This window comes from Oceanobacillus sp. AG, assembly GCF_009746545.1.
GTDB classification, from domain to species: domain Bacteria; phylum Bacillota; class Bacilli; order Bacillales; family Amphibacillaceae; genus Oceanobacillus; species Oceanobacillus indicireducens.
In genome coordinates this window covers 121,553-138,387 of record NZ_WOWT01000010.1, presented here as the reverse complement: position 1 = coordinate 138,387, position 16,835 = coordinate 121,553, and the positions used below count along the sequence as shown (strand labels likewise).

Below are 16,835 nucleotides of genomic sequence, written 5' to 3'. Positions count from 1 at the left end.
CCGTCCGCCGGGCAACTGAACTGGTCTAAAGGATTATTTTAAAAAGAAATTATTCCGTTATGATAAGGATTGTACTTTTGGAATATTAAACAGTAATCCAAATCACGCCTTTCCTCGGAGCAGTCCAAACACCTCGAGACTCCTGCAGGAGGATAGGCCTAGGTGAGACCCCGCAGGGCGACAGCCCGAGGAGGCTCACCAGCCGCCTGCGGAAAGCGAGAGGTGTTTGGACTGCGGACCTCCAGAAGTAAGTTGCACACACTTACGTAGAATGAAAGTGAACACTAATTCATTCGCGTGGTTGAGGGGTCCGTTACATTTTTGATAGCTATCATTATGCACTACTGATATAATGATAAAATAAAAGAAGAATACTACATATTTACAACTTGGACATGTTAGCGAAATTTAAGTAAAATGTATAGTATCGTATATCAAAATGAATAAGGGGTGCGTTTTTATATGCTTAAAGTACAAGAAATTCGGGAAATTATTAAATTAATTGATCAATCATCTATTACAGAATTTAATTATGAAACTAACGGTACATCCGTGTCACTAAAAAAAGGAACTCATGGAGCGACAACTGTAGTAAATGAACCATCACAAGTAACAGAAACTACCGCTGTACAAATACAACGACAAAGCGAGCCAGTTCAAGAACAAGCAATCGAGAAACAAGCGGAAATAATTGAAGAAAAACAAGAAGTAAAAGCAGAAAACAGCGATTATGACTTTGAAATTGTTTCACCAATGGTCGGTACGTTCTATGAATCACCATCTCCGGAAGACGATCCATACGTTACAGTCGGCAGCAAAGTCGATTCAAATTCCATTGTTTGTATTGTCGAAGCAATGAAACTATTTAACGAAATTGAAGCAGAAGTAAGTGGAGAAATCGTAGAAGTGCTCGTGGAAAATGGCGAGCTTGTGGAATATGGTCAACCACTATTCCGGGTAAAGAAAAAATAAGGGGATGGAGTAATTGATTAAGAAAGTGTTAATTGCGAACAGAGGAGAGATTGCTGTTCGAATTATTAGAGCTTGCCATGAAATGGGAATTGAAACCGTGGCAGTCTATTCAGAAGCAGACAGAGAATCTTTACATGTGCAACTAGCAGATGAAGCATATTGTATCGGACCTACCTTAAGTAAGGACAGCTATCTTAACTTTACGAATATATTAAGTGTAGCAACCTCGAGAGATGTGGATGCAATCCACCCAGGCTATGGGTTTCTCGCTGAGAATGCTGATTTTGCGGAGATGTGTGAGGAATGTAATATAAGCTTTATCGGTCCAACAGCTGAAGCAATTCAGAAAATGGGAATTAAAGATGTGGCCCGGGAAACGATGAAACAGGCCAATGTTCCGATTGTGCCTGGTTCTGACGGAATCATCGAAAGTGAAAAAGAAGGGATTGAAATCGCGGAAAAAATCGGCTATCCAGTTATTATCAAAGCTACAGCAGGTGGTGGAGGTAAAGGTATCCGTGTCGCGAGAAATGAAGAAGAACTTGTGAAGGGGATCCGCGTAACACAAAAAGAAGCAGAGACAGCATTCGGGAATCCTGGTGTTTACCTTGAGAAATTCATTGAGGACTTCCGGCATGTGGAAATTCAAGTTCTAGCAGATAAACACGGGAATATTATCCACTTAGGAGAGCGTGATTGCACGGTTCAAAGACGCCTGCAAAAATTAATCGAAGAAACTCCCTCACCAGCGGTTTCGTCAGAGATTAGAGAGAAGATGGGGCAAGCAGCAGTTAGTGCAGCTAAAGCAGTTGATTATGTTGGTGCTGGAACGATAGAATTCATCTTCGACTGTCAGACAGAGGAGTTCTATTTTATGGAAATGAATACAAGAATACAAGTAGAACATCCAGTCACAGAAATGGTGACAGGAGTAGACCTCATTAAAGAACAAATTAAGGTGGCAAATAATGAAAAGTTGAGCCTGCAACAAACGGATATCACATTTGACGGCTGGGCAATTGAATGTCGGATTAATGCGGAGGATCCGTATAAGAACTTCATGCCCTCGGCAGGTAAAATCGATATGTATCTTGCCCCTGGCGGCTTGGGTATCCGCGTGGATTCTCAAGCATATACCGGGTATACTATACCGCCGTATTATGATTCCATGATAGCCAAACTTATATCCTATGCACCAACAAGAGAAGAAGCGATCAAGAAAATGAAGCGGGCACTTGATGAATTCGTTATTGAAGGAATTTATACGACAATTCCTTTCCACCGGCAAATAATGGACCATGACGTTTTCCAGCACGGGGATTTTAATACGAACTTTTTAGAAGAGAACCCGATTGTAGAGAAATAGAACAACAACTTTCTATAAAAGGTGTGATTTCATGAGTGAACAACCATTATTAAATGTTAGTAATGATTTGTCTTTAGGAAGAGTGGAAATTGCTCCAGAGGTGATTGAAGTAATTGCTGGAATCGCTGCGACAGAAGTGAAAGGTTTATATGCCATGCGTGGTACCTTTGCGTCTGGTGTTGCAGAACGTTTAGGAAAACAGACACATAGTAAAGGTATTAAAGTTGAACTCACGGACGATGGGATCACAATTGATGTGTATTGTATTTTAGACTTCGGCATCTCTATCCCGAAGGTAGCCCAATCATTGCAAACAACTATCCGACAAAGCTTAAAAACAATGACTCAACTTGATATTGCCGAAATAAATATACATGTAGTCGGAATCAATATGGATGAAAAGGAACAGCAAGCTAAACATAATGAGTAAACAAACAGGCCAGAGCGGAATACTTTGGCCTTCTTATCATTTGTTCCGGTGTAACTATCTGTCGTATACCCAATGTCAAACTTCAGAATGTACCAGGGAGTTTAGGTAGAAGATAACGGATGGTAACACCCAGATTTGTTCACCTAACAGTGGGATAAGGAGAATCCCCGCTGATTGAAGTTTCACTTTAGAAAAGAACATTAGAAGGAGTAAAAGCATGAAACGAAGCGAAGCAAGAGAAAAAGCATTCCAGTTTCTGTTTCAAATAGATATCAATTGTGAAGTCCATGAAGGCAGCATTCAGGAATATGTTGAGGAACAGGGGAATGATCCGTTTCTTAACCAATTAATTCAAGGTGTGATAGACAAGAAATCCTCTTTAGATGAAATAATTGCTAACCATTTGGAGAATTGGAGCCTAGATCGTATAGCGGCAGTAGAGCGAACGATTTTGCGATTGGCGACATTTGAAATAAAGCATCTGGAAGATATCCCGCTTAATGTCTCAATTAATGAGGCCGTCGAACTAGGGAAACGTTTCGGCGATGAGAAGTCGGGGAGATTTATTAATGGTGTGTTATCCAATATAGAAAAGAGAGGAAATGAATCATGACTGCTGAAATTATTAGTGGAAAAGAATTAGCTTCAGAAATAAAACAAGATCTAGCAAAAGAAATCGAAAGACTGAAAGTGAAAAATCTTATCCCAAAGTTGGTCGTTGTCCTTGTCGGTGATAATCCTGCATCATTATCTTATGTTAAAGGGAAAGAAAAGGCTGCAGCCGAAATTGGGATGGATTCTGAAGTAATCACTTTACCTGTCGAGACAACAGAAGCGGATCTGTTGGCATTACTTGATGAACTAAATGACAATGATGCGGTTCATGGTATTTTAGTTCAATTACCATTGCCAGACCAAATTAATGAACAGAAAGTAATTGATCGGATTAACCCGAAAAAAGATGTGGACGGCTTCCATCCAATTAATATCGGTAAGATGATGACAGGAGAGGACAGCTTTTTACCATGTACACCCTATGGGATCATTACAATGATCAAATCAAAAGGAGTTGAGATTGAAGGGAAGCATGCTGTCATTATCGGCCGCAGTAATATCGTTGGGAAACCAGTCGGACAGCTGTTATTGAATGAAAATGCAACGGTCACCTATTGCCATTCAAAAACAGAGAATATGCAAAAATATACACAAGCGGCTGACATTCTGATCGTAGCAATCGGGAAAGAAAACTTTATTAAGCAAGAGGACGTCAAAGAGGGTGCGGTCATCATCGATGTTGGGATTAACCGGACAGAAGAAGGAAAACTAACTGGTGATGTCGACTTTGCTGAAGTAGTGGAGAAGGCCGGGTATATTACACCAGTTCCGGGAGGGGTTGGTCCAATGACAATTACAATGCTTCTCTCTAATACAATTAAAGCGGCTAAAGGACTGACAGGCATTGAATGATAAATATTTAACGGTAACGGCCCTAACGAAATATATTAAGCGGAAGCTCGATATTGATCAACATTTGCAACAAATTTGGCTGCGCGGTGAGATATCGAACTTTAAACATCATAGCCGTGGGCATATGTATATGACGATAAAAGATGAACAGACGAGGATCCAAGCAGTCATGTTTGCCGGGAACAACCGTTATTTAAAATTTACCCCGGAGAGCGGAATGAAAGTACTGATTCGCGGAAATGTCAGTGTATATGAAGCTGCCGGGCAATATCAGCTGTATATTAATGCAATGGAACCGGATGGAATCGGGGCTTTATATTTAGCTTATGAACAATTGAAGGTCAAGCTGGAACAGCAAGGTTACTTTTCCTCGGCTCATAAAAAACGAATTCCAGCATATCCGAAGCGAATCGGTGTGATTACTTCGCCAACGGGTGCAGCGGTAAGGGATATCATTACGACTATTCAGAGACGTTATCCATTAGTTGAAGTAGTAGTTATCCCGGTTCTTGTTCAAGGACCAGAAGCGGCGAGTTCGATAAAACGGGGAATTGAAACAGCTAATCGGATGAACTTTGATACATTAATTGTCGGTAGAGGCGGTGGTTCGATTGAGGAACTATGGAGTTTTAACGAAGAGATCGTTGCCCGTGCAATCTACGAATCTCGGATTCCAGTTATTTCTGCTGTCGGACATGAAACAGACACGACGATTAGTGACTTTGTAGCAGACTTAAGAGCACCGACTCCAACGGGTGCAGCAGAGCTTGCGGTTCCGTCTCAAGCGGAGTTAAGAAACAATCTTCAACTGCTCAACCGAAGATTAACCCGTGAAGTGAACCAATTATTGGACCAGGAAACACGCCGGCTTAACAACGCGCTTAATTCCTATGCTTTTCGTTATCCAAAAGAGCTCATTAGGCAGAAAGAGCAGGAGTTGGATCAGCAAATGGAGGCACTAGAACGAACATTAAGATTGCAAGTAAACGATGCCGCAATGGTTTATCAAACAGTAATGAGACGTCTATCAGTGCAGCATCCCAAAGAGCGAATCGAAGAAGCAGAAAAGAGAATAACTGAACTTACAATAAAGAATAACCGCTACATGAATCAAACCGTTGATTACCATCGCCGCGAACTCGGGAATTTACTGGATAAGCTTAGTTTAGTCAATCCATTAGAAATCTTGAAACGTGGCTTTGCATTACCCTATACTGCGGATGGACAATTACTGAAGTCTGTAACGCATATTAAGGAAAAAGAACAACTGGCAGTAAAATTAACAGACGGCACAATCCATGCACAAGTACTATCAGTAAAGGAGACTTCAAATGACGGAGAAAAACATGGAACTATCCTTCGAGGAAGCGATGGAAAAGTTAGAAAAAATAGTAGGGAAACTTGAAACGGGAGACGTTCCTTTGGAACAAGCAATTGATTATTATCAGGAGGGGATGATTTTATCGAAAATATGCAGTGATAAAATTAATTCTGTCCAAGATAAAATGGCAAAAATTTTAAATGAGCATGGAGAAATCACAAACTTTGATGTGGAAGGGGAAGTCTAGCATGGACCAGGTCAATCTGGAAGCTTATTTGAGACAGCAGAAGGATTTAATTGAAAATGAAATGGAAACACGATTAACTGAACTTCCGATTCCTGATCAATTAAAGGCTTCAATGCTTTATTCCCTTCAAGCAGGCGGGAAAAGAATTCGACCGGTTCTTTTGCTCGCAAGTTTTGAAGCTTATGGTACCGCTGTTGAAAAGACACTTTCTACAGCTATCGCCCTAGAAATGATTCATACATACTCCTTAATTCACGATGATTTGCCTGCAATGGATAATGATGATTACCGGCGCGGACAACTGACGAATCATAAGAAATTCGATGAGGCAACGGCTATTTTAGCAGGCGACGGTCTATTGACACATAGCTTTGCTTTAATTGCGAACGAACCACTCCTTACCGATCGTGAAAAAGTGGAACTAACAGGGAAAATTGCAATTGCAAGTGGACCACTTGGTATGGTGGCCGGTCAAATTCTCGATATGCAAGCTGAAAATGAAGACATATCCGTCCCGCTAGAACAACTTGAAAAAATCCACGAACTTAAAACGGGAGAATTATTAAAATTCGCCGTTTATGCTGGTGCTTATTTAGGGGGAGCGACAGAAGAACAATTGACACACCTTACACGCTTTGCCCATTATCTAGGGCTGATCTTCCAAGTTCAAGACGATATTTTAGATATTACAGGAATAGAGGAAGCACTAGGTAAACCTGTAGGAAGTGATGTAAATAATAATAAGAGTACATACCCGAAACTTCTTGGCTTAGAAGGGGCAATCAAACAAAAAGAGATCTATGTGGAAAAAGCATTAGCATCTCTTGAACAAGCAGGTGCAATTGATTCCCAACTAAAAGCACTGATTGACTATATCAGCAATCGTGACCATTAAGTAAGTAAGAAGATTCAGCCGTTCAGCATAAAAGTGAGCGGCTGTTTTTCTATTCTATGGAGGTATTCTATTTCAGAATATGAGTCATTTGATGTATAATAAACCAGAAAAGCTTATTAATATGAATGATAGTTAAAAGTAAAGGAAATGAAGATGACAAAAAAACGTTTAGATGAATTACTTGTAGAACGTAACTTAGTGGAGAACACAGACTTGGCAAAGCGTCTGATTATGGCTGGATTGGTTTTTTCTGAACACGAACGGCTTGATAAACCAGGTGTAAAAATTGATCCAGACATGCCAATCCGTATAAAACAAAAAAATAAATCCTATGTCAGTCGCGGCGGATTGAAGTTGGAGAAGGCAATCCAGCAGTTCGATTTGAATCTGGAAGGAAAAACAATCCTTGATATAGGGTCATCGACAGGCGGATTTACCGATTGCGCACTCCAGCATGGTGCTAAATTAAGCTATGCAATCGACGTAGGCTACAACCAACTTGATTGGAAATTACGCAATGATAAGCGGGTCGTCGTTATGGAACGGACGAATTTCCGCTATGTGACGAAAGATATGCTAAATACAATACCAAATTTCGCTTCGATTGATGTCTCCTTTATATCTTTACGCCTGATATTACCTGTGCTCAAATATCTCTTAGACGAGGAAAATGATGTCGTAGCTTTAATCAAGCCCCAATTTGAAGCGCGTAAAGAGCAAGTCGGTGAAGGAGGAATTGTTCGGGAAAAGCAAGTCCATGTAGAAGTGCTTGAACAGGTCATTCGTTTTGCTGCAGGCGAAAACTTTATCCTGCATGGTATTACGTATTCTCCAATAACCGGTAGTCAAGGGAATGTAGAATTTCTCGCCCATTTTAAATATCTCTCGGAACAAAAAGAAAAACCTGATATACCCCCTTTTGAAAAAGTTGTCGAGCAAGCACATCAACATTTAGTAAGAATGGAGGCCGGAAGATGAGTAAAATCCAACGTCATATTAAAATTCGCGAATTAATTAATGAGCATGAAATCGAGACTCAAGATGAACTCGTTGATGAGTTGAAAGCACTCGGCTATAATGTGACTCAAGCAACTGTCTCACGTGATATTAAGGAACTGCACCTAGTGAAAGTGCCTACATTATCTGGAAAATATAAATATAGCTTACCGGCAGATTTACGATTTAATCCGGAAGAAAAATTAAAAAGGCTAATTGTCGATGCTTTCGTTAATATTGACCATGCGAATCATTTCGTTGTTTTAAAAACATTACCGGGAAACGCTAACGCCATCGGAGTGTTAATTGATAACCTCGAATGGGAAGAGATAATGGGAACAATTTGTGGAGATGATACATGTTTAATCATCTGTCGAAAAGAAAATGATGCCGAGAAAATAAAAAACCGCTTCATACGCATGCTTTAACTTGGATGAAGGAAGAGGTGAATGATTCATGCTGACAGAATTATCTATTCGAAACTTTGCAATTATTGATCAAATCTCCATTACATTTAATGAAGGATTAACGGTGCTTTCTGGTGAGACAGGAGCAGGGAAATCAATTATTATTGATGCCATCCAATTACTTGCAGGTGGTCGCGGTTCTGTTGAATATGTCCGTCATAAAACAAATAAGGCAGAAATCGAAGGATTATTCTCCATTGAATCAATGGAACATCCTATTTATGCAGTTGGCAGACAATACGGTATTGAAATAACCGATGAACAGGTTGTCTTAGAACGAACAATTACAAAAAGTGGGAAAAGTATTTGCCGTGTGAATGGTAAATTGGTGACACTCGCAATTCTTCGTGAATTCGGTAAAACGCTCATCGATATACATAGCCAGCACGAAACCCAGTCCCTGATGGATGCGGACAACCATATTCATCTACTTGACTTGTATGACTATGAGCAAATCAAGCAGGCAAAAGAAGAATACACGAATCTTTACGACAGACTGCGAAAGTTACAACAACGCTACAAACAATTAAATGAAAATGAGCAAGAAATCGCTCACCGTCAAGATTTATTATCTTTCCAATTACAAGAATTGGAACAGGCCAATCTTGTCCCAGATGAAGATGAAATTCTGGAAAAAGAAAGAAATTCCTTAGCCAACTTTGAGAACGTCCATACAGCGCTTCAAAATGCTTATAATGCATTGTATGGGGATGGAAGAGGACTAGAATGGATAAATCATGCGATGCTCTCTTTGAGTGAGCATGAAAAAATTGATCCGTTTATTGATGAAAAAGCCGAAGAAATTACAAACTATTATTATTCTCTTGAGACAATGGCTTTTGATTTACGAAATTATATCGACCGATTGCAATATAATCCGGAACGACTGAATGAAATTGAAGCAAGACTTAATGAACTGAATCGATTGAAGAAGAAATATGGCGCGACGGTAAATGAAATGCAGACATATATGGCCAAAATAGAAGAAGAATTGGAAGAAATAACGAATAAAGACTTTCACCTGACCGCTCTTGTGGAAGAAATTGAAGAAATAGAGAAAGACGCGAGGTTGGAAGCAAAAGAGCTACACCATTTAAGAAAAAAAGCTGCAAATGCACTTGTAAAAGAAATCCATTCAGAATTAAAAAGCTTATATTTGGAGAAAGCAAAGTTTCAAATTAGCTTTGACAATGAAACGGACCATCCAAAACTCCATAAAGACGGATATGATACGATTCGTTTTATGATTTCAACAAATCCAGGGGAACCGCTTAAAGAACTGACAAAAGTAGCTTCAGGCGGAGAATTATCCAGAATTATGCTCGTTCTGAAAAAAATCTTCGCAAAACATCAAGGAGTCACAAGTGTTATTTTTGATGAAGTTGATACAGGTGTAAGTGGACGCGTTGCCCAGGCGATTGCTGAGAAAATATATGAAATATCCAACGCTTCCCAAGTTCTCTGTATTACCCATTTACCACAAGTTGCTGCCATGGCCGATACGCATAAATTAATTGAAAAACATGAAAAGGATGACAGGACTTCAACCACTGTTACCGAACTAAGTCCAGATGAACAAATGGAGGAATTGAGTCGGATGATAACTGGAACGGAACTGACAGAAACAGCAAAAGAACATGCAAAGGAAATGCTTGACCTTGCCGATATGTTCAAGGTAAAAAATCATCAGGAATAATATTGTGGATTAGCCGGAAACTAACAGCACCGGCTTTTTTTAATGTTTTTTTCTCATATCATTATAAATTAGCCTCTTCTGAACGTCATTACTTTATGCAAGGTAAACTTAAGCATTTCACTTATGAATCACCAGTTTAAAAAAGGCCTGCTTCGCTCAAATTAGAAGTACAGAAAAAAAATTGGTATGGGTGAGATGCGAGGGGTGTTAATATACATGAAAAAAACAAAGAGACAATGGATACAACATACCTTTACACTATTCGCCAGCTTCTTATTTCTCCTTTCCTTTACAAATCCGTTTCTAACAGGGGGACTTTCACATTCTGATGCGAAGCCTATGGTTCATGATGTTTTTTCGAATCTGATTTCACTTAAAACCGCTTCAGCGGAAGAAAGCAATTCATTAGAACCGATACAAAGGGATGAAGACATTAAACTTATTCCAGGTGGTCAATCGATCGGTGTTCAGCTGGAAACAGTCGGAGTGCTTGTAGTTGGACATCATTCCATTCAAGGTAAAGAAGGGGCATTATCCCCTGGGCAGGATGCAAAAGTATTGATAGGCGATATGATCGTCGAAATTAATGGTAAGCCAATTAAAGATATGAGTCAGATCAAACCATTAGTAAACGCTGCAGGAAAACAAAATGAAGCTCTAAAGATTAAACTGAAAAGGGGTAATGAGACACTCGACACATCATTACAACCTGTACAAGATGAACGTGATCAGGAGTACAAAATTGGACTTTATATTAGGGACTCCGCAGCGGGAATAGGAACAATGACCTTCCATGATCCAGTGAGCAAGCGATATGGTGCGCTCGGGCATGTAATTTCCGATATGGATACAAAAAAACCAATTGAGTTAATGAAAGGGAGGATCGTTCGGTCATCCGTCGTCCATATCGAAAAAGGTAACCAAGGTACACCTGGAGAGAAACAGGCAAGATTTTCCGCAGATCGGAATGTGATCGGAAGCATTGTGAAAAATACACCACATGGTATTTTTGGTGTGCTTGAATCAAAAATAACAAATGATAAATACGATGAGCCATTACCAATTACACGTTCAGATGAGGTAAAAGAAGGTCCGGCAAAAATATTGACTGTTGTTGCTGATGAAAAAGTTGAAGAATTTGACATTGAAATCGTCAGCTCGACTCCCCAAGAAAAACCAGATATTAAAGGGATGGTTATTAAAATAACCGATCCTCGTCTACTCGAACAAACAGGCGGAATCGTCCAAGGAATGAGCGGCAGTCCAATTATCCAGGATGGGAAGATAGTAGGCGCCGTAACACACGTATTCGTAAATGATCCAACATCCGGTTATGGCGTTCATATCGAATGGATGCTAAATGACGCAGGAATAACCATTAGCGAGAAAGAAGAAACCATTGCACAAGCAAGTTGACCAAGAACTTGTAACAGGCCCCCTGTTGCAAGTTCTTTCCGCTTTCATTCAGCGTAAGTGTTTAGTACGTTCCGCTGTTCAGTTGCCCGGAGGACGGATGCGCATCCTAGAGCTCCGCGCTGAGCCTCGACGCACAGGATGTGCTAATGCAGACGTTGCCACAGGACATGGCGATCTTAGCCTGCCTCGGAAGAAAGGCACTTCTTGCGGGGTCTCATCGTCTCCGCTTTCCCGCAGGAGTCAACTGAACTGGTAGAGAGCGTTATTATTATTATTAGCAACTATCCCATCATAATGAAGGTTCTATTCCTAAAATAATAAATAGTGCTCCAAATTTGGCCTTTCCTCGGAGCAGTCCAGACACCTCGAGACTCCTGCGGGAGGATAGGCCTGGCGAGACCCCACAGCGTGATAGCGCGAGGAGGCTTGCCGGCCGCCCGCGGAAAGCGAGAGGTGTCTGGACTGCGGACCTCCAAGAGAGGGGTGTGTTTACGCTGAATGGAAGCAGACTGCTTTAATCCCCTTTAAATTAAGTAAAGATTTTTGTCGAAACGAGTCGAATAAATTTGTCGAAAATGCTCGGTATATAAAGGTAAATGTAGAGATAATAGAGAAATATAAAAATATGCAAATTCTTTAAAATAAAGAAGGATAATAATATCTTTTGTAGAATATGTAAGAGGGAAGAGTAAAAATAAGGAGGATTCGTAAAGTGGAAAGTATTTCAGTATGTTTAGTCGATGATAACCCGGAATTAATCACGTTGATGGAGGAATATTTTGAAGGTCAAGATGATATTGAAGTAATCGGTACAGCATCCAATGGCAGAGAATGCCTAGAAATGTTGGAGGTTTTAGAACCCGATATACTTATATTAGATATTATTATGCCACATATCGATGGAATTGCAGTGCTGAATCAATTGCGTACCATGGAATTGAATAAAACACCACAAGTCATTATGTTAACTGCGTTCGGCCAGGAAGAAGTAATGAAAAAAGCAGTCGAATTCGGTGCTTCTTATTTCATTTTAAAACCATTTGATTTGGACCATTTAGCAGACCGAATCCGAACAATCAGTACAAATACCGATAATTTCAAAGCAAAGGTAAGGAAACCGAAAAAAACAAACAAAACACATAACCTAGAAGCAAGCATCACAAATATTATTCACGAAGTTGGAGTACCTGCACATATTAAAGGGTATATGTATTTACGAGAGGCAATTACAATGGTTTATAATAATATCGACTTATTGGGAGCAATTACGAAAACGCTTTATCCGCAAATTGCAAAAAAATATAACACAACGGCCTCAAGAGTAGAACGGGCCATTCGTCATGCGATAGAAGTTGCTTGGAGTAGGGGCAACATTGACTCAATTTCGGCATTATTCGGTTATACAATTAATATTTCTAAAGCAAAACCTACGAACAGTGAATTCATCGCGATGGTCGCGGACCGACTTAGACTTGAACATCAGGTCAGTTAAAAAAAGAGACTGGATTGGTTAGTCCAGTCTCTTTTATATGCACTATTATGAACCGCTTCTCACTAATGCATCTTCCTCCATAAAATATAACTCATACAGAGAGCGTATGGCTCGTTTCAAATCGGCAGCTTGAATACCGAACATCATGGATACCTCAGAAGAACCTTGGTTAATCATCTCAATATTTACATTTGCTTTCGTAAAGGCTTCTGTTGCCCGGTTCGCGACACCGATTGAATTGACAAGTCCTTCACCAACGACCATGATTATTGCAATTCCCCTTGTAATGCTGACCGTATCCGGATGGAGTTCGTTTTTAATTCGTTCTAAAATAATTCTCTCTTTATCACGCGGTAAATTTCTTTCTCGGAAGATAACAGACATATTGTCAATCCCGGACGGGGCATGTTCAAATGAAACACCTTCATCTTCAAAGATGTTTAATAATTTACGGCCAAACCCGATCTCCCTGTTCATTAAATATTTACTGACGTAAAGGCTGCAGAAGCCGGTATCACTCGCAATACCAGTTACGACTCGTCCATTTAATTCCCGTTCTGCTACAATTAATGTTCCTTTAGCTAAAGGGTTATTCGTGTTTTTGATTGCAACAGGAATTTTAGCATGATAGGCGGGGATCAAAGCTTCATCATGGAAAACAGAGAAACCTGCATAGGATAATTCCCGCATTTCCTTATACGTAAGTTTCGTAATTGTTTTCGGATTAGATACAAAGGAAGGGTTCACTGTAAACACAGAATCTACATCGGTAAAGTTCTCGTAAATTTCAGCTTCCACACCCGCCGCAATTAACGATCCCGTGATATCTGACCCACCTCTTGAAAATGTAACAAGCTTTCCTTCTTCCGTGTACCCGAAGAAACCAGGGATTACGAGTACTCCGTCACGTTCTCGAAGCATGCGAATCTTATCGAAGCTATCCGGAAGAATTTGTGCGTTACCTGGTTCATCACTAAGTATGAGGCCTGCTTCCTGTGGATTGATATATGACGAATTGATGCCGATTTTATTTAAATAGGCACTTAGCATTTTCGCCGAACTATCCTCGCCGATGGCCTTTACAGCATCCATTAAACTTGCTTCATTATCAGATAGTTCCTGTACTCGTTTTAATGATTCAGTAAATTCATCCAATAAAGTATCTGGAAGTTCCAATTCCGTAACAATCTCCGTAAAACGCTGCATAATAGCCTCGAACTGTTCAGCAAAATTGGTTTGCTGTAAATATGCGGTTCCAAGATCGATCAGCAAGTCGGTCATCTTTGTGTCTTCCTTGAAGCGTTTCCCGGGAGCTGACACAACGATAAATTTGCGGCTTGCATCATCCTTTATTATATCTCCAACTTTAATTAATTGGCTTGCACTAGCCATTGAACTGCCGCCAAATTTTGCGACCTTCATCTGATTTCCTCCTTAATTTACTGCATAAAGATAATTTTCTACTTATCATACCATAAAATCATGCAAAATTACGATAAAAAGTTAATAAATTTTGTTTATTCACCATTAACAGAGGAATTCTTCTCTTTCGCTTTATTTTTTCGGTCACGGAAAACGATAAATCCCCCAAGGAAAGCAATCCCCCCGATGAATAAAACTAATCCAACTCCGAACTGGATCCACGAATAGATAAAAATGGTATAAAAATCATTAAATAAAGTATCTCGCATTAATTTAATTCCAATAGCAGCAATGACGCCTGGGATTAATAAAATAAGAATTGCTATATTTCTCATACTCATTCCCCTTTAATCATATCAAAAGTTGTCTCAACTATAGAGTATAGCAAAGATGACTATTAAAACGGAACAATATCATTCCAACACAGGCATTTCTTACATAACGTGCAGTAATTATCACAATCAATTAATCATTGCCAATTCATTCATGATAACGTATGATATTAGTATGCAAGATAATGCAAAGGTGGTGAATCGATGAAAAATGTACTTATTGTTGGTGCCGGACGGGGAGGTACGGCATTAATCCATATCATTCACTCCACAACAACTATGAAAATTGTGGCAGTAATTGATCACAATGAAGGGGCACCCGGCCTTGCATTAGCAAATAAGTTACACATTCAAACCGGAAGTGATTGGAAAGACTGGATCGATAAGGAGATCGATATCATCTTTGAAGCTACAGGTGATCAGGCTGTTTTGGAGGAATTGATCCGTTCAAAAAGGGAGCAGACAGTAGTCGTTCCTGGCTCCGTAGCCTACATCATCTCTGAACTCGTGGATGAAAAAGATGCATTGCTCGAACGAATAAAGCAGCAAAGCGATAATCAAGAATTAATCCTCAACCATATTCGTGATGGCATGATTGTCATTGATAGGAACGAGGTCATTCAATTTGTGAATGAGAAAGCTGCAGAGATTATTGGGCTTCAAAAAGATATGTTTATTGGCAAGCGTATAAGAGATGTTATAAAAAATTCGCGCCTACCTATCGTGCTTCAGACGAAAGAAAAAGAAATTAATCAAAAGTTCCCATTAGAAAACGGAAAAAAAATCATTGCAACACGAATACCATTAATCAGTGAAAGCAATGATCTCGTTGGAGCATTTACTGTATTTAAAGATATTACCGAAGTTGTAAAACTGGCGGAGGAAAACACGGACTTAATTGAACTGAAAAATATGCTTGAAGCTATCATCAAATCTTCAGATGCTGCGATAAGTGTTGTTGATAAACATGGCAATGGCATCATGATTAATCCGGCATATACAAAAATTACTGGGCTAACAGAAGAAGATGTGATTGGTAAACCGGCGACAGTCGATATCCATGAAGGGGAAAGCATGCATATGAAGGTGCTCGAAACAGGCAGTGTCTATCGTGGGGTTCGCATGAAGGTCGGTCAGAAAAAAAGGGAAGTTATTGTAAATGTTGCTCCCGTCATTGCGAAAGGTAAAATTCAAGGAAGTGTTGGAGTCCTGCATGATGTTTCGGAAATTCAAGCTCTTACAAATGAACTCGAGCGGGCAAGGCAAATCATTCGCAGCTTGGAAGCAAAGTATACGTTCGATGATATTATCGGTTCATCGTCAGAAATGCAACTAGCACTTGAACAAGCGAAAGTTGGGGCGAAAACCCCTGCAACTGTATTGCTAAGAGGCGATTCCGGTACAGGGAAAGAATTGTTTGCACATGCTATTCACAATGAAAGTAACCGAAAGCAAGAAAAATTCATTCGTGTCAATTGTGCCACGATTAAAGAAACATTACTTGAAGTTGAATTATTCGGTTATGAATCACTTGACCCATCGAAAAGTAAAATCGGCGCCTTCGAGGAAGCGAATAAAGGCAGTGTCTTTCTCGACGAAATCGGGGAATTATCTTTAGATATGCAGTCTAAACTATTGCGGGTCTTGGAAGAGCAGGAGATTATCCGTGTTGGTGGCAAGCAATCGATCCCGATAGATGTTCGAATCATTACAGCAACGAACACGAACCTGGAAAAAGCAATCAGTAATCGGACATTTAGAGAAGATCTCTACTACCGATTAAATCGTTTACCAATTTTTATACCATCCTTAAGAGAACGAGTTTCCGACATTCGTGAACTGGCACATCATCTTATTAAAAAGCTTAATAAGGATTATCGAAGGGATGTCCAGTATATTAGTGACGATGCAATCGCATTGCTTGAACAATACCACTGGCCAGGGAATGTAAGGGAGCTAGAGAATATTATTGGGCGGGCGATGATTTTCATGGATAATCAGGAAAAAGAAATTAAAAAGGAGTATTTACCGAAATTACTTCATTCATCTTCCAATCTGAAACAATCCAATCTCATGTTTCCGGAATGGGATTCATTAACCGATGCCGTGGAAAATTTTGAAAAAGATTATATTTATAAAGTATATGAAAATAATGGATTCAATAAGACGAAAACAGCTCAAGCATTAGATATCTCTATTCGAAATTTATATTATAAAATCGAGAAATATCAGCTTGAATAAAATTTAATCATAAATGGATATTAAAGCGCTTACATACAGTTTGCCTTTGTAAAAAATAAATAAATAAACTAGGAG

General features: G+C 39.6%; 17 protein-coding genes. 15 read left to right on the top strand and 2 right to left on the bottom strand.

What is annotated here, in order from left to right; translation table 11 throughout:
• The first annotated feature begins 462 nt into the window (after positions 1-462).
• From accB to spo0A, 13 genes are all read left to right on the top strand, one after another.
• Positions 463-972: an acetyl-CoA carboxylase biotin carboxyl carrier protein gene (accB, locus tag GN217_RS07035; protein ID WP_156855972.1), complete on the top strand. Its 510-nt coding sequence runs from the start codon at positions 463-465 to the stop codon at positions 970-972.
• Between the two features lie 13 nt (positions 973-985).
• Positions 986-2,338: an acetyl-CoA carboxylase biotin carboxylase subunit gene (gene accC, locus GN217_RS07030; protein WP_156855971.1), complete on the top strand. Its 1,353-nt coding sequence runs from the start codon at positions 986-988 to the stop codon at positions 2,336-2,338.
• Between the two features lie 31 nt (positions 2,339-2,369).
• Positions 2,370-2,768, top strand: a complete 399-nt coding sequence (locus GN217_RS07025; protein ID WP_156855970.1) for an Asp23/Gls24 family envelope stress response protein — start codon at positions 2,370-2,372, stop codon at positions 2,766-2,768.
• Between the two features lie 217 nt (positions 2,769-2,985).
• Positions 2,986-3,381 carry a transcription antitermination factor NusB gene (nusB, locus tag GN217_RS07020; protein ID WP_156855969.1) on the top strand — a complete coding sequence of 132 codons (396 nt, stop codon included), beginning with the start codon at positions 2,986-2,988 and terminating at the stop codon, positions 3,379-3,381.
• The gene (gene folD / locus GN217_RS07015) at positions 3,378-4,235 is read left to right on the top strand and encodes a bifunctional methylenetetrahydrofolate dehydrogenase/methenyltetrahydrofolate cyclohydrolase FolD (protein ID WP_156855968.1); all 858 of its coding nucleotides are present in this window, start codon (positions 3,378-3,380) and stop codon (positions 4,233-4,235) included. Before nusB ends, folD begins: the two co-directional genes overlap by 4 nt.
• Positions 4,228-5,640, top strand: a complete 1,413-nt coding sequence (xseA, locus tag GN217_RS07010; protein ID WP_156855967.1) for an exodeoxyribonuclease VII large subunit — start codon at positions 4,228-4,230, stop codon at positions 5,638-5,640. The genes folD and xseA overlap by 8 nt, the downstream gene beginning before the upstream one ends.
• Positions 5,567-5,803 (top strand): exodeoxyribonuclease VII small subunit, encoded by a 237-nt coding sequence (xseB, locus tag GN217_RS07005; RefSeq protein ID WP_156855966.1) that lies wholly within the window; start codon positions 5,567-5,569, stop codon positions 5,801-5,803. The genes xseA and xseB overlap by 74 nt, the downstream gene beginning before the upstream one ends.
• 1 nt (position 5,804) lies before the next feature.
• Entirely contained in the window at positions 5,805-6,698 is an 894-nt protein-coding gene (locus tag GN217_RS07000; protein WP_156855965.1) for a polyprenyl synthetase family protein, read from the top strand.
• A gap of 147 nt (positions 6,699-6,845) precedes the next feature.
• On the top strand, positions 6,846-7,676 hold the full coding sequence (locus GN217_RS06995) for a TlyA family RNA methyltransferase (protein ID WP_156855964.1): 831 nt from the start codon (positions 6,846-6,848) through the stop codon (positions 7,674-7,676).
• Positions 7,673-8,122: a transcriptional regulator AhrC/ArgR gene (gene ahrC / locus GN217_RS06990; protein ID WP_156855963.1), complete on the top strand. Its 450-nt coding sequence runs from the start codon at positions 7,673-7,675 to the stop codon at positions 8,120-8,122. The genes GN217_RS06995 and ahrC overlap by 4 nt, the downstream gene beginning before the upstream one ends.
• A 28-nt stretch (positions 8,123-8,150) precedes the next feature.
• Positions 8,151-9,857, top strand: coding sequence for a DNA repair protein RecN (gene recN, locus GN217_RS06985; RefSeq protein WP_156855962.1), 1,707 nt, complete (start codon positions 8,151-8,153; stop codon positions 9,855-9,857).
• A gap of 216 nt (positions 9,858-10,073) precedes the next feature.
• Positions 10,074-11,273 carry a SpoIVB peptidase gene (gene spoIVB / locus GN217_RS06980; RefSeq protein ID WP_232334356.1) on the top strand — a complete coding sequence of 400 codons (1,200 nt, stop codon included), beginning with the start codon at positions 10,074-10,076 and terminating at the stop codon, positions 11,271-11,273.
• 712 nt (positions 11,274-11,985) lie between these two features.
• Entirely contained in the window at positions 11,986-12,765 is a 780-nt protein-coding gene (gene spo0A, locus GN217_RS06975; protein ID WP_156855960.1) for a sporulation transcription factor Spo0A, read from the top strand.
• A 45-nt stretch (positions 12,766-12,810) separates the two neighbouring features.
• Here the strand turns inward: spo0A and GN217_RS06970 are convergent, their stop codons facing one another.
• Positions 12,811-14,187: an aspartate kinase gene (locus tag GN217_RS06970; RefSeq protein ID WP_156855959.1), complete on the bottom strand. Its 1,377-nt coding sequence runs from the start codon at positions 14,185-14,187 to the stop codon at positions 12,811-12,813.
• A gap of 95 nt (positions 14,188-14,282) precedes the next feature.
• Complete coding sequence (locus tag GN217_RS06965; protein ID WP_156855958.1) at positions 14,283-14,522, bottom strand: DUF2627 domain-containing protein; 240 nt, start codon at positions 14,520-14,522, stop codon at positions 14,283-14,285.
• A gap of 55 nt (positions 14,523-14,577) precedes the next feature.
• Here GN217_RS06965 and GN217_RS06960 point away from each other — a divergent pair, with 55 nt between their 5' ends.
• Both GN217_RS06960 and GN217_RS06955 read left to right on the top strand, forming a co-directional pair.
• Positions 14,578-14,727 (top strand): hypothetical protein, encoded by a 150-nt coding sequence (locus GN217_RS06960; RefSeq protein ID WP_156855957.1) that lies wholly within the window; start codon positions 14,578-14,580, stop codon positions 14,725-14,727.
• Positions 14,724-16,760, top strand: coding sequence for a sigma-54 interaction domain-containing protein (locus tag GN217_RS06955; protein ID WP_156855956.1), 2,037 nt, complete (start codon positions 14,724-14,726; stop codon positions 16,758-16,760). The genes GN217_RS06960 and GN217_RS06955 overlap by 4 nt, the downstream gene beginning before the upstream one ends.
• Positions 16,761-16,835: the final 75 nt, after the last annotated feature.